This is a genomic window from Flavobacterium sp. Root186 (assembly GCF_001428525.1).
Lineage (GTDB): Bacteria > Bacteroidota > Bacteroidia > Flavobacteriales > Flavobacteriaceae > Flavobacterium.
Map to the genome: position 1 here is coordinate 101,284 of NZ_LMHW01000015.1, position 13,853 is coordinate 115,136.

Here is a 13,853-nt window from a genome sequence, read left to right on the forward strand (position 1 = left end):
TCTAATTTTTATTAAGGAATCATCGTTTTTTAGTTATCTACCCAAAATGTTGGTTTTATATTTGATGCAATTGTTGTGCAGTCTCCACATGGGGAGTCAACCCAGTAAGTTGCAAGACTTGAGTTTCCATCTCCTGAAAAATAGCTTATTTTTCCCAGAAGTAAATCTTCTGCATAATGACAACAGTGTGTGCACGGAACAGGGTTGAAAGGATATTCTGCATAACAAAATTGTGTACAATCAGTATAATAAGGAGGAGGAAATTTACCTGGAAATAAATCCTCATAATTAAAATAAATTCGTTCAGTCGATACGGAGCAAACATCAAAATATCCTGCTATTTTACTGTCACTATTAACCGCTTTTAAATTGCCCAATAAAAGACCGGGCTGATTAGGAGAAACAATAGTCCCTCCAGAGGAAGCAGTTTTGTTTAATGTATTGTAATAATTATATGCTGCGAGACTTTCTACATATTGTCTAACCAAAATGCTGTATCTATGTGTAATAATATAATCCTGGTCGCTAATAAATCGAATCAAATAATCTACACGATCTTCTTTTAGATTGTTTGTATTTAGTAAAAGTAATTCTAAACTTTTTTTAGATCCATAACAAGTTTTAGTAACTGGCGAATTTGGCTCGAAGGTAGGAGATCCATTATTCCATTCAAGTTTTGTAGGCAGCCATTTTGGAGCAACAACTTTGTAGGTTTCCTCATATTCAAATCTGTAATAGGTTGATGTACTGGTAGGATCAAAGCTGTTTACACGAATGCCAACACCATTTTTATCATCTTTTTGTTCAATTGCAGCCACTACACTTTGCATAGGCGTTATCGTTGTAAGGGTTTCTGGCGATGATGCAAAAGATCTGCCGTCTTTGGTATTAATATGTAATTGATATTTAGTATTGGCGACTGCCTGAAATTCTATATCTGAAACATATTTATCAGAACCTTCAGTAAAATTATATTGATGGCCAGCATCATCTGTAATAAAAACTTCTGCTCCACTTTCCGAAAGATAGTTTTCATCTTCAAACTTTGCAGATTTGGTAAGTTTTATTTCCTGCTTTTTAAGTTCGTTGGTTAAGTTGGCTTCAACTATTAGTACATCTTCAAATCTGTTGGTTATTAACGGATATGTCTCGGTGCATCCATTAAGGATGAGAGTCAGAAAAATTAAAATTACAATATTGTAAAATTTATAATTTTTCATTTCTTAAAATTTGAAATTATAAGTAATACTCGGTACAGGAATTGAGAAAATAGATGTTTTATATCCTTTTACTTTTCCATTTTGATCTGTCACAAAATAAATAGAATACGGATTGTTTCTGCCTAAAACATTATAAATCGAAATGTTCCAGAAACTATGCGCTAACTTTTTAATTTTATGATTTCCTTCGATATTAATACCAATGTCTAAACGAATATAATCTGGTATTCTGTAAGCATTTCTGTCGCTATACAATGTATATTCGGAATTTCCATATTGAAATGTTCCAATAGGGTATGTTATTGGTCTTCCTGTTTGATATAAGAAATTCGAAGATAAACTATAACGTTTTGTGAATCTATAATTTAAAATCGCACTTAAATCATGAGGCTTATCAAAATTTGCCGGGAAAAAGTTACCGTTATTTACAATTTCTGAACTAAACTGACTATCAAGCTTAATAAATGTACGTGAATAAGTGTAACCAATCCATCCGTTTAATCTTCCGGTAGTTTTCTTTAATAATAACTCAACTCCATATGCTTTTCCTTCACCTTGTAATAATTCAGTCTCAACATTTTGGTTTAGCAGAAGCTGCGCCCCAACTTTATAATCCAAAATATTTTTAGATTTTTTGTAATATCCTTCTAAACTAACTTCATATTCTTCATCTTTTAATGTTTTAAAAAGACCTAAAGAAACTTGCTGTGCAGTTTGAGGTTTTACGTTAGAATCAGATAATTTCCAGGTATCAGTTGGAGATTGTGTAACGTTACTTGATAAAAGGTGAATATATTGACGTGTAACATCATAACCCGCTTTTATAGAGAAATCTTCGGTAATAAAATAACGTGCTGCCAAACGAGGCTCAAGTCCGCCATAAGTTTTTATGACTTCGTTTTTTTTGTAATGCGTTGTTCCGGTTACAGTCTCGTCGCTTAAAGGCAGACCGGCTTGATAAGTATTTACATTTGCTTCTCCTAAAGAGGCATAAAACGAATATCTTAAACCTAAATCAATTAAAAGTTTATCACTAAATTTATAACTATCGGCTAAATAAACAGCAGATTCCAACGCTCTTTCTTTTTCAAGATCGGTAGCAATTAAAGTGGCATCAGGATTTGTTGGATGCTGATAACCTGGTGATATGTTATATAATTTGCTTGCAACACCATACGAAAAGGTATGTTTTGGATTAAACTGATAGTTGAATTTTAACTGCAATTGAGATTCGTTTACTTTATATCCAAAATCAAATGCATTAATATCATTTGAATCGTAGTCAATATTGAATTTATATTCGCTGTTTGTAAAAATTAAAGCGGCTTTATTTTTCTTATTAAAAGTATGATCCCATTTTAAAGAGGCAAGTCTGTTGCTGTATTTATAAATAGAATCTGAGCTTAAACTAAATTTATCATGGCTGTAATATACCGTTGCTTCAAGATTATTATTGCTGTTGATTGCGTTGTTGTATTTAACTATTCCGTCATAAAATCCAGCCTGACTGTTTTTTAAATTTTCATCGTCAAGAGATTTTAAAATCCAGTCCGAATAAGTGGCGCGGCCTCCAACAATAATGCTTGATTTGTTTTTTTCGATTGGCATGCTAAGCGTCAAATTTGATGTTATAGGCCCAATAGCACCTTCGCCAGAGAATTTTTCCGGATTTCCATTTTTTGTTGTAATATCAAATACAGAAGATAATCTTCCTCCAAAATCTGCCGGAATACTTCCTTTATAAATATCTGCTTTTTTTGCTGTATACGGATTTATAGCAGAGAAAAAACCTAAAAAGTGCTGCGGATTGTATAAAACAGCATTATCTAAAAGAATAAGATTTTGATCGTCTTTTCCACCTCTTACGTTAAATCCTGCAGATCCTTCTCCGGTAGTTTTAATACCAGGGAATGTTGTAGCAACTTTTAAAATATCTCTTTCTCCAAGAATTAAAGGAACATTTTTAATTCCTTCGATATCAATCGAAACTAAACCAGAAACAGTAGTTTCGGTGGTTTTTTGCCCTTTCTTTTTAATGACAACTTCGTCTAATTGATTGGACTTTTCATTGATTCCAATATCAAATTTTCCATCATCATAAACCATTAAAGTTCTCACGACTTCTTTGTGGCTTAAGGATTTTACTTCTATAACATTTATTCCTCTTGGGAGCTGTAAAGTATAATTTCCATCAAGATCAGTAGAGGTGTTGATGTTTTTTCCTCTTACTTTAATATAAATGTTTTGCTCTGCTTTTCCTGTTTCTTCATTTCTTACGGTACCAGAAACAGTATAATTTCTTTTAACGGAATCTTTGTTTTCTTTACCAATAAAAACAATCGACGCTTTTTTAGTTACACTATAGCTGTTTAAAGAATCATATTGCTGATGAAATACAGGATTATCTGATTGATCGTTTCCATTATTTTGATTCGTTTCGACTGGTGCATCAGAAAAATAATTCGAAGGCAGAGTATCGTGAATTGTACTGTTAAGCGTTAGAATTACTTTGTTTTTTAGAACAATATAATTCAGATCTGTTTTGCTTAAAATTGAATTAAGTACAGCATCAATTGTTGCATCAGTATAAACTCCGGAAATCAATTCTTTATTTGAATTAACCCATGTTGGATCAAAATAAAATTTGTATGATGTTGCAGCTTCAATGCGTTTTATTGCATTTTCAATAGTTTCATCTTTAAAAGTAATTGATAATTTCTCATTAGAATTTTGCGCAATAGACAATTGAAATGAGAATAAAATAACAAAGGCGAGTAAAATTTTTTTCATTTGTCTTATTTGGTTTGAATTGAAAGAGAATTAGAAATGTATTTCATCAAATTTTTCATAAATTGATTTAAATCAGATTTTTTTAACTCTCTGTTCAGTAAATAAAACCCGTTGATTTGTTTTTTTTGTTCTGGGAATAGTTTGATAATATCATTCTTTCCTTTTATGAGGTAAATGTTGTTTTTTAGCTCAATAAAATAAGAATTGTTTTCTTTAAAAGTATAGAACACGCCGGTTTCTAATACTGTTTTTTGAAGGTCTTTATGATGTTTGATGTAAAATGTAAAATCTGGTGCAATTTTACTCTCTTCATAATAGCCAAGTGTAAATTCTGGAACTGTTACAATTTTTCTGTCTATTTTGACAAAATTTTTATCCAGTATTGAAAAAGACTGAACTTTGTTTTGGATAAGATTTATTCCAGTGTTTTCAGATTCTCCATATGGATTTAGAACTAAAATATCTCTGTAGATGTCATATTTGAGTTTTACTTCATAATATTTTTGCCCCTCACAAGTGATTTTTCCAAGCTCATATTTGTTTATTAAATACAAATGACTGTCTCCAATTGTTCTATACGGATTAGTGTGCGGCGTTCCGTTATTAAGATCAAGATTGTCTTTTCCAACAGTTTTGTCAAACCAATTGTAAATATTTACATCGTTATTTGTTTGGCTGTGAATAACATAAATGTTTAAAAATAATCCAAATAACACAAGGAAAACGAATTTTTTCTGATAATTTTTCAAAGGATTCTATGGTTTTTAGTGATTTGTTTTGGGGGTTTCCAAATTTATTAAAAAAAGGTTATAAACAAAACGTATATCTGTTAAAATGTTATAATTTCTTATTTTATTAATAACAAAAACCCTAAATCATAATAACGATTTAGGGTTTTTAACGAATAATTTGATTGAGTTAGAATTGTGTATTTAAGTTTCAATCGTAGAAATCATCTGTGTTGTCAAGGATTTCATCGAATATTTTTTTTAATGATTTTATATAAATTGGAAATGCAATGACCAGTAAGATATATTCTAATCTTAAAACAGTAACATCATCTAAAATTTTATATAAACAAGGAATAATTATAGCCAAGGAAACAACAACCCCAACCCACGGATTGTTTTTTATTTTTTTTATAATTGGCAAAAGTTTCATTTCAGGTTGTCTCGTTAATGCTATCTTCATCTATCTCTATTTTGATTTAGGTGGGATAAAAGTAATTTTGATCTCAATCTATAAGTGTGAAAATGTCACGAAACGCTTTTTCTCTGTCATGAACGCCATGAATTGCTTGTTATGTAGGAATCTTTCTTTTAAAGAAGCATAAAAAAATCCTCTGTTTAAGAGGATTAGTTTTTGAATTTGAGATATTTACTAAGATAAAATATTCATCTTTTTTATAAAATCTTTGTAGGTGTCGCTTAAGTTTATTTTATGATTTCCTTTTAGGATAATTAAGTTATCTGCCAAAATAATTTCTTCTATTTTATCAGTATTTACGATTGTATTGCGATGGGTTTTTATGAATTTATTTTTGTCTAATAAATCGCTGATTTTTGTCAATGAGATTAGAATTACAAATTTTTCTTTCTCGGTTATAATATTACAGTAACGTTCTTCAACTTCAATATAAAGAATGTCTCCGAGCGATACTTTTTTTAATGAATTTTTCTTTTTAATAAATAGAGAATCATTACTAATCACCGTATTTTGTTCTTCACTTAAAAAGACATTTGTTTGCTCATAAAATTTTTCTACAGCCATTTCAATGGCATACAAAATTTCAAGCTCATTAAATGGTTTCATTAAAAAGCTAAAAGGCCTTGTGAGTTTTGCCCTCTCAAAAATTTGACGATCCTGAGAGCTTGTTAAAAACACAAATGGTTTAGACGCATGCGGAATTATATTGATAGATTCTGCAAAAGTTATTCCGTCTGGTTTTCCATCCAAAAAAACATCAATTATAATTATATCAACAGGCTTTTCATAAAAAAGTTTTAGTGCATCTGTATAATTTGCGGCAACTCCGGCAACATTGTAGTTGTTGTTCAGTAATACTTTTACAAGTTCATCACTCTGCTCTAAAGTATCTTCTATAATTAAAACATTAATATTGTCCATTTTATTTAGTTTTTGGGAATGTTAATATCATTTTAGTCCCTTTATTGAGTTCGCTTTCTATCTCAAACGTTCCCGAGTTTTTCTTGATCATTTGCTTACATAATTGTAAACCCAAACCAGTTCCTATAATTTCTGAATTGCCTTTTTTAGCTAATAATTCTCCTTCATAAAGCAATTCTTTAATAGTGTTTTCATTCATTCCAATTCCGGTATCCTGAATTATGACCTGACAAAAATCAGAATCTATTTCATTTGCAGAAAATGTAATTTGTCCGTTTTCATTAGAAAATTTAATAGCATTGTCCAGTAAATTTCTAAATACAATTTTCAGAGAATCAAGATCAACAAACAGAAATATATTTTTTGAAACCGAATTTTCAAACGTAATTGATTTCTCTAATAATAAGGGCTTATAATTATATTCGATTTGCTGTATTACGGAGTGTAAATGAATTGATTCTTTATGAAAATACAATTGTTTTGTCTGCAGTAATGCCCAGTGTAATAAATTATCTAATAAGCTGTAGGTACCGTTTGCAATACTGCTATTCTGAATTATTAAATGATTTAATTCATCGTAATTTTTAGTTTCCAGTGTGGCAGATAACTTAGAATTGCTGGTTTTTAACGCATTTACAGACGAGCGTAAATCATGGCTGACAATTGAAAATAATTGATCTTTTGTGGCATTAAGTTCGTCCAGTTTGTTTTTCTGACGTAATATGATTTTGCCATTTTTTACTTTTTGTGCATATAAATAAACTCCGCCTGTTAAAATTAATAAAAGACCAATAGCAGAGAAAAATAATGTATTACGTTGTGCGTTTTTTAGCTCATTTTCTATTTCGAGTACTTTAATTTGTTTTTGTTTTTGCGCTACAGCGAATTTTTTTTCGTAATCTGCTAATGCCCAGACTTTATTTTGATTGTTAAGAGAATCTTTCCATTGAGCTGATTCCTTTCTATATGCCAGTGCTTTTTTGAATTCACTTTTATTTTCTTCAACAACAGACATATTTAAAGATGCTTTTCTTTTCACATCAAAATCTGTTGTTTTTTTTGATAAATCATAGGCTTTTTCGAAATAAATAATGGCTTGTTTATCTTTATATTGAGTGTAATATAAGTTAGCAATATCATTATATATTCCAATTAAATGTATAATATCTCCATCAGTTTCTTGAATTTTCAGGCTTTTAAAAAGATATTCTTCTGCTTCTATAAATTGATTTAAGTGCAAATAACAGATACCTAGGTTCTGATAGATAATGCTAATTTTATAATCAATTATATTTTTTCTCGGAATCTTTTCAATTTCTTTGAAATGATATATTGCTTTTTCAAATTCTCTTAGTTCTAGTAAAGTCTCACCAAGATGTTTATTTACTAATGGATAAAATGCAAAACTTTTGGAAACCAGATTAAGTTCTTTTTTTGCTTCTTGAAAGAGTTTTAATTGTCTAAAAGAATTTCCTCTTAAGTAATGACAATAGTTTACTAATTCTTTATTGTTACTTGAACTTAATTGTTTCATTGAATAAACTAAAGTCGAGTCCCATTTTTTATTGATAAAAAAAAATTGAGCTTTATTAAAGTTGGTTTCTTCTTTAAACTCAATAGCCTTTTTATTTAATACTTCATTAAAAGAATATTTTGTTGATGGTGTTTGTGAATAAAGAAATATTGAAAATAAATATATAAGAATATTGAAATTTACTTTTAATTTAGACATTTTATCTTTTAATTATTTCTTTGTTAATTAAAAAAGCATACAGTTTAATAAATATAAGTTTATTAAACTGTATGCCGGAATATGTATAATTAGGTGCCTACAGTGGTTTCTGTACCTCTAGAAGTCTCAGGATCAATATTTCTTAAATAAGATTTTACAGTAGTAATGTTTTCAACACTTTCAGAAGTATAATCTATTTCAACATACCATACATCATAAGTATCCGGTGTTTCTTCATCCCAGTCATAGTCAAAATAAATTTCTACAGTATTAACATGTTCTGTTAATGTTCCAACTACAGGGTTTTGAGAATCTTTAGAGTTAATGTATACAGTTGCACAGATTTTTAATGTTTTTACGCCATTATTGTCGTAAATTTTTGCCGAAGCTAAAGGAGGAACAGGAAAGGTAATGTTCACTTTATCCGTAAAAGCAAAATCGTCTGTATTAATTCTTGTGATTTGAATGACATTAAAGTCCATAATAAGGTTTTTAGGGTTAATAATTTTATTTTTGGTGGGTTAAAGATATTTTATTTCTTTAAGAAAATATAGGCATTGTCGTGTTTTTTTTGTTAAATTATTCATTTATTGCCATTCATCTATATAAATATTATAATTTGCTTACAAAATAAAAAAACTAGCTGAAAGAAATGAATTGATTTGTTGTAGAAATGGCATATTATTTTAAAAAAATAAATCAACCTGTGAATTAATTTTTTCGAGATAATAATCTATTTTTCTAATAGCGCGATTAAAAAAAAGGTTTTGCTCTTTAATTCCAGATTGTCCTAAAGCTATTGAATTACTAATTTGCTGTTTAAAAAACTGATGCACATTTTTGCAGCTGTCTTCATTATCTGTAATAAAATAGCCTAAGAGTGTGTAAGGAACAAACATAGTTAGTTTTTCTTCCGTTTCTATGAGCATGTTATTGTTTAATAATATCAGTTCATTATAATAAAGAGCAAAGTTGTTACTAGAATCATTGCATTTTGCTTGTATTAAATTTATAATTCTCTTTAAGTCTTTACAAAGTGCATTAGCATTTTTTAAGTTTAACAAACCGGCTTCATAAAAATAGAGAATCTGCTGTAAGCTGCTGTTTATAGTTGTATCGTTCCAAATTTCATTTACAGTGGTATTTTCATATGCTTTTTTTAAGGTCTGCATATATTCGGTAAAAGATTCTTCAATCACAAAATTTTCAAAAGACACTTTTTTTTGGTTTGTATTTAAAAGATTCAGCCACACAAAAGCCTTGAATTTTGACAAAATAGTTCCGTCCATAAAATAGAACAACGGGATATCTTTGGCCGAATAATAAAGTTTTGTTTTGGGATTCTTTGTGAGTATTTCAACCTGTTGTGCTGATGCTTTAAAATATTGAAGCATATCTTTTAAGGATTCAATCTCAATTGTTTTTTCTACAATGACTTTTTCTTTTTGCGAAAATAAATTATCCAATGAAATATTAAAATGATTGGCAAGTTTGATGGTTTCGTCAATAGAAAATTTGCTCTTTTGAGAGATCCTTCTATGCGATGCATCATAACTGATTTCCAGAATAGAAGCGATTTCATCTATCAGAGAATTTGATTTAGAAATTTTATTTCTAATAGCTTTTAAAAACGATTCCTGATGTTTCATAATTTGTGATAATCACAAATATAGTAAAATGTTTTATTGTTTTACGCAAATAGATATGTGATAAATGCAATAGGTTTGTCCTGTAATTTTAAAAAAGAAACAGTATGAAAATGATAAATCAATTTAAGGGTGCCAATTCTTTTGGCCGTTTTCACAGAGCACAATTTATAGGGCTTCTTTTATTTACCGGCTTTTGTTTTGGACAAGATGGTTCATCAAAAGCGATAGATACCTTAGACAGTAATATTTCGGCAGTTCCTTCTGTAGAATTTGACGGAAAGGATATTGACCTGCATTATTTCAGATGGAAATCTAATAATAATTTAAGGAATGACAGCATAAAGATTTTTAGCCTGTCACCAATATCCAGAAGAGTCAACAGAGTAAATGGTTTTGCTCTGGGCGTAGGTCATTATGAAAATAAAAATATCAAACTTCAAACAATTAATGGATTAAATGTTGAAGCCAGCCCTTTGTCGGCGGCATTATTTACAATTTCAATTAATGTACCGTTTGAGTCTTTTTTGGTTGGAATTAATGACAATGTTATTAGTAACGTGGCTTTTTTTGATGATCGAACCAGTACTTATATTAGGATGAATGGTTTAAACATTAGTTCAGGAGGATTTATGGGCGGTGCTGAACTAAGAGGAATAAATATTTCGATAATTTCAGGAATGAATAAAATGAATGGATTTTCTGTTGGAGGGATATTGAATACAAAGAGTTTTTCTGGCGTGAGTATTTCGGGTTTAGCTAATATATCTGATTTTGGAAATGGAGTTCAAATTGGGTCATCAAATGTTTCCAGACGTCATAACGGAGTTCAGATTGGATTGTTTAATAATTCTAAAGAATTGAGGGGAATGCAATTTGGTCTTTGGAATACAAACGGAAAACGTAAGCTTCCTTTTTTTAACTGGCAGTTTAAGAAATAAAAAATAAAACAAATGAAAAATATACCAATTATGCTTATTGTTTTCAGGCTTTTATTAGGGCCAATTTTAATAATGCTTACTTATAATTTTGGAACCGAAATTAGAAAAGAACTTGTTGTTTTAATCTTTTTGGGATTATTATCTGATATTTTTGACGGCATTATTGCCCGTCGACTAGGGACCTCTTCAGAAAAACTTCGAAGAATGGACAGTCAGACAGATTTAGTTTTTTGGTTATGTGTTGCTTGGTGTTCGTGGATATTAAACCCCGAAATAGTAATAGAAAATGCATTGCCAATTGCTTTGATTTTTATAATGGAGGCATTGACTTATGTTTTCAGCTTTATGAAATTTGGTAAAGAAACTTGTACACATGCGTTTCTTTCTAAATTATGGGGAATAACTTTATTGCTTGCTTTTGTTGGAATGATTGGTTTTGGATACTCTGGAATTACTTTTTCTTTGGCAGTTATTTTTGGAATTGTTGGTCATATAGATGTTTTGCTTATTATTATAATTCTTCCAAAATGGACGTTTGATGTTCCCAGTTGTTGTCATGCCTATTTGATTCGCAATAAAATTCCTTTCAAGAAAAATAAGCTTTTTAATTAAACTTAAAAACCCCAACTCAAATAAATGAATTGGGGTTTTCTATGAATAAACCTTTAGTAAACTAAGATCTGATTACTCTTTTTTGTCCTCACGTGGAGGTCTTGGAACAAGTGCTTTTTTAGACACTTTTTCTTTTTTAGTTTTAGGGTCAACTCCTAAGTATTTCACTTCGAAAACATCTCCCATTTTAACTACATCGGCAACATTTTCAGTACGTTCCCAAGCAAGTTCAGATACGTGAAGCAATACTTCGTTTCCTGGCGCAGCAGTATATTCTACAACCGCTCCAAAATCAAGCATTTTAATTACTTTTACTTCGTATGCTTCTCCTAATTGTGGTTTGAAAGTGATAGATGCAATTTTTGCTAATACCGCTTCAATTCCAGCAGGATCTGTACCTAAGATTTCGATAACACCTTGCTCGTCAACTTCGTTGATCACAATAGTTGTTCCTGTAGCTTTTTGTAATTCCTGAATTACTTTTCCACCAGGTCCGATTAATGCTCCAATAAAGTTTCCAGGAATAGTTCTGGTAATGATTTTTGGTGCGTGTGCTTTTACATCAGCTCTTGGTGCAGCAATAGTCTCAGTTAATTTTCCTAAAATGTGTAAACGCCCTTCACGTGCTTGCCCTAAAGCCTGCTCCATAATGTCATAACGTAAACCATCAATTTTGATATCCATTTGACAAGCTGTAATACCGTCAGCAGTTCCGGTTACTTTAAAGTCCATATCTCCTAAGTGATCTTCATCTCCTAAAATGTCAGACAATACAGCAAATTTCTCACCGTCAGTAATCAATCCCATAGCAATTCCAGAAACTGGTTTTACCATTTGAACCCCAGCATCCATTAAAGCCATTGTTCCGGCACAAACTGTTGCCATAGAAGAAGAACCGTTAGATTCTAAAACTTCAGAAACAACACGAATTGTATAAGGACAATCAGCAGGAATCATATTTTTTAAAGCTCTTTGAGCTAAGTTACCGTGACCAACTTCTCTTCTTGAAGTTCCTCTTAAAGGTTTTGCTTCACCAGTTGAGAAAGGAGGGAAGTTATAGTGTAAATAGAATTTCTCTTCACCTTGTTCAGATGGAGAATCGATTTGGTTAGCTTCTCTGGAAGTTCCTAAAGTTACTGTAGCCAAAGCCTGAGTTTCTCCACGAGTAAATAAAGATGAACCGTGAACTCTTGGTAAGTAATCAACTTCACACCAGATTGGTCTGATGTCAGTTGTTTTTCTACCATCTAAACGAACACCTAATTCTAATACTACGTTACGAACAGCTTCTTTGTTTGTTTTGTAGAAATACTTAGAAACTAAATCTCCATCAACAGCCAATTCTTCTTCAGTAAATAAAGCTTTAACTTCTTCTTTTACTTCAGCAAATGCAGCACCTCTTTCGTGTTTAGCTGAACCAACTTTAGCGATATCATAAATTTTATCGTATGCAGCAGCTTTTACTTTTTTGTAGATTTCTTCGTTTTCTTTCTCACCTTCGTAAGTACGAATTTCTTTTTTACCAAAAGCAGCTTGCAAACGCAATTGTGCTTGAATTTGAACTTTAATAGCTTCGTGAGCAAATTTAATTGCTTCAACCATTTCAGCTTCTGAAATTTCTTTCATCTCACCTTCAACCATTGCAACTGAGTCTAAAGAAGCTCCAATCATCATATCGATGTCAGATTTTTCTAAGTCTGCTCTGCTTGGGTTGATAACAAATTTCCCGTCGATACGTGCAACACGTACTTCAGAAATTAAGTTATAAAAAGGAATGTCTGAAACTGCTAATGCTGCAGATGCAGCTAAACCAGCTAAAGCGTCTGGCATAACTTCTTCGTCATGAGACATTAACTGAATCATAACTTGTGTCTCAGCGTGGTAATCGTCTGGGAAAAGAGGACGTAAAACACGGTCAACTAATCTCATTGTTAATACTTCGCTGTCGCTTGGACGTGCTTCTCTTTTGAAGAAACCACCTGGAAAACGACCTGCTGCTGCAAATTTTTCGCGGTAATCTACCGTTAATGGTAAAAAATCAACCGCTGGGTTAGCGCTACGTGCAGATACTGCTGTTGCAAGTATCATCGTGTCGCCCATTCTTACTACTACAGAACCGTCAGCTTGTTTTGCTAAACGACCCGTCTCGATTGTGATGCTTCTGCCATCACCTAAATCGATTTTTTCTACAAATAATTGTGGAATCATAATTTTTCCTTATTGGTTATACAATGGGTTTTAGTTGTGTTGTAGTTGTTGTGTGTGTAGTTGTTGTTTCTAAAACCCAATGAAAAACCAAACTTTTTTTAATGTCAATATCAATTTCAAAAATCAATATTTATGCGTTTGTAAAGTTAAAAATCTAAAAATCTGATTTTTAATTTAAAATAAAAAAAGAGGCACTCTCGCACCTCTTTTCTATATTGATTATTTTCTGATATTCAATACTTTGATAATCTCACGATATCTGTTGATCTCTTTCTTTTTCAAGTAATCCAACAAAGCTCTTCTTTTACCTACTAATAGTACAAGAGAACGCTCAGTGTTGTAATCGTGACGATTTTTTTTCAAGTGTTCAGTTAAGTGTGAAATTCTGTAAGTGAACAATGCAATCTGACCTTCTGCGCTTCCAGTGTTTGTTGCAGCACCGTGTTGAGCGAAAATCTCTTCTTTCTTTTCCTTAGTTAAATACATTCCAATATTATTTAATGATTTTTATGTATGTCATACATCCTTTGTAAGACGGGTGCAAAATTACATCTTTTTTCCGAAAAAATAAATTTAA

Annotated in this window: 12 protein-coding genes; 2 read left to right on the forward strand and 10 right to left on the reverse strand. The window is 31.0% G+C overall.

The window, feature by feature from the left end; translation table 11 throughout:
• Positions 1 to 29: 29 nt before the first annotated feature.
• The 8 genes from ASD98_RS19570 to ASD98_RS19605 all read right to left on the reverse strand — a co-directional run bounded on the left by ASD98_RS19570 (position 30) and on the right by ASD98_RS19605 (position 9,518).
• Positions 30 to 1,220, reverse strand: a complete 1,191-nt coding sequence (locus ASD98_RS19570) for a DUF4249 domain-containing protein (protein WP_056207667.1) — start codon at positions 1,218 to 1,220, stop codon at positions 30 to 32.
• 3 nt (positions 1,221 to 1,223) lie between these two features.
• The gene (locus ASD98_RS19575) at positions 1,224 to 4,010 is read right to left on the reverse strand and encodes a TonB-dependent receptor (RefSeq protein ID WP_056207670.1); all 2,787 of its coding nucleotides are present in this window, start codon (positions 4,008 to 4,010) and stop codon (positions 1,224 to 1,226) included.
• Between the two features lie 5 nt (positions 4,011 to 4,015).
• Positions 4,016 to 4,759, reverse strand: a complete 744-nt coding sequence (locus tag ASD98_RS19580; protein WP_056207672.1) for a hypothetical protein — start codon at positions 4,757 to 4,759, stop codon at positions 4,016 to 4,018.
• A 190-nt stretch (positions 4,760 to 4,949) separates the two neighbouring features.
• Positions 4,950 to 5,201, reverse strand: a complete 252-nt coding sequence (locus ASD98_RS19585) for a hypothetical protein (protein WP_056207675.1) — start codon at positions 5,199 to 5,201, stop codon at positions 4,950 to 4,952.
• Positions 5,202 to 5,390: 189 nt separating this feature from the next.
• Complete coding sequence (locus ASD98_RS19590) at positions 5,391 to 6,137, reverse strand: LytTR family DNA-binding domain-containing protein (protein ID WP_056207680.1); 747 nt, start codon at positions 6,135 to 6,137, stop codon at positions 5,391 to 5,393.
• Position 6,138: 1 nt separating this feature from the next.
• On the reverse strand, positions 6,139 to 7,869 hold the full coding sequence (locus ASD98_RS19595) for an ATP-binding protein (RefSeq protein WP_056207684.1): 1,731 nt from the start codon (positions 7,867 to 7,869) through the stop codon (positions 6,139 to 6,141).
• A gap of 89 nt (positions 7,870 to 7,958) precedes the next feature.
• On the reverse strand, positions 7,959 to 8,351 hold the full coding sequence (locus tag ASD98_RS19600; protein WP_056207687.1) for a hypothetical protein: 393 nt from the start codon (positions 8,349 to 8,351) through the stop codon (positions 7,959 to 7,961).
• A 204-nt stretch (positions 8,352 to 8,555) separates the two neighbouring features.
• On the reverse strand, positions 8,556 to 9,518 hold the full coding sequence (locus ASD98_RS19605) for a hypothetical protein (protein WP_056207690.1): 963 nt from the start codon (positions 9,516 to 9,518) through the stop codon (positions 8,556 to 8,558).
• Between the two features lie 104 nt (positions 9,519 to 9,622).
• On the opposite strand from ASD98_RS19605, the gene ASD98_RS19610 reads away from it, so the two are divergent.
• Both ASD98_RS19610 and ASD98_RS19615 read left to right on the forward strand, forming a co-directional pair.
• Positions 9,623 to 10,456 carry an LA_2272 family surface repeat-containing protein gene (locus ASD98_RS19610; RefSeq protein ID WP_056207693.1) on the forward strand — a complete coding sequence of 278 codons (834 nt, stop codon included), beginning with the start codon at positions 9,623 to 9,625 and terminating at the stop codon, positions 10,454 to 10,456.
• Positions 10,457 to 10,468: 12 nt separating this feature from the next.
• Positions 10,469 to 11,068 carry a CDP-alcohol phosphatidyltransferase family protein gene (locus ASD98_RS19615; RefSeq protein ID WP_056207696.1) on the forward strand — a complete coding sequence of 200 codons (600 nt, stop codon included), beginning with the start codon at positions 10,469 to 10,471 and terminating at the stop codon, positions 11,066 to 11,068.
• 72 nt (positions 11,069 to 11,140) lie between these two features.
• On the opposite strand, the gene ASD98_RS19620 is transcribed toward ASD98_RS19615, so the two are convergent.
• Together ASD98_RS19620 and rpsO are read right to left on the reverse strand one after the other, a co-directional pair.
• The gene (locus tag ASD98_RS19620; protein WP_056207699.1) at positions 11,141 to 13,276 is read right to left on the reverse strand and encodes a polyribonucleotide nucleotidyltransferase; all 2,136 of its coding nucleotides are present in this window, start codon (positions 13,274 to 13,276) and stop codon (positions 11,141 to 11,143) included.
• A 219-nt stretch (positions 13,277 to 13,495) separates the two neighbouring features.
• A complete protein-coding gene (rpsO, locus tag ASD98_RS19625; RefSeq protein ID WP_026983900.1) occupies positions 13,496 to 13,762 on the reverse strand; it encodes a 30S ribosomal protein S15 in 267 nt (88 codons plus the stop codon).
• Positions 13,763 to 13,853 lie beyond the last annotated feature (91 nt).

Excerpts from the sequence above, each read along its gene's own strand:
- ASD98_RS19605 (WP_056207690.1), bottom strand. The coding sequence starts at position 9,518 with ATGAAACATCAGGAATCGTTTTTAAAAGCTATTAGAAATAAAATTTCT.
- rpsO (WP_026983900.1), bottom strand. The coding sequence starts at position 13,762 with ATGTATTTAACTAAGGAAAAGAAAGAAGAGATTTTCGCTCAACACGGT.
- ASD98_RS19595 (WP_056207684.1), bottom strand. The coding sequence starts at position 7,869 with ATGTCTAAATTAAAAGTAAATTTCAATATTCTTATATATTTATTTTCA.
- ASD98_RS19600 (WP_056207687.1), bottom strand. The coding sequence starts at position 8,351 with ATGGACTTTAATGTCATTCAAATCACAAGAATTAATACAGACGATTTT.
- ASD98_RS19570 (WP_056207667.1), bottom strand. The coding sequence starts at position 1,220 with ATGAAAAATTATAAATTTTACAATATTGTAATTTTAATTTTTCTGACT.
- ASD98_RS19575 (WP_056207670.1), bottom strand. The coding sequence starts at position 4,010 with ATGAAAAAAATTTTACTCGCCTTTGTTATTTTATTCTCATTTCAATTG.
- ASD98_RS19615 (WP_056207696.1), top strand. The coding sequence starts at position 10,469 with ATGAAAAATATACCAATTATGCTTATTGTTTTCAGGCTTTTATTAGGG.
- ASD98_RS19610 (WP_056207693.1), top strand. The coding sequence starts at position 9,623 with ATGAAAATGATAAATCAATTTAAGGGTGCCAATTCTTTTGGCCGTTTT.
- ASD98_RS19585 (WP_056207675.1), bottom strand. The coding sequence starts at position 5,201 with ATGAAGATAGCATTAACGAGACAACCTGAAATGAAACTTTTGCCAATT.
- ASD98_RS19590 (WP_056207680.1), bottom strand. The coding sequence starts at position 6,137 with ATGGACAATATTAATGTTTTAATTATAGAAGATACTTTAGAGCAGAGT.
- ASD98_RS19620 (WP_056207699.1), bottom strand. The coding sequence starts at position 13,276 with ATGATTCCACAATTATTTGTAGAAAAAATCGATTTAGGTGATGGCAGA.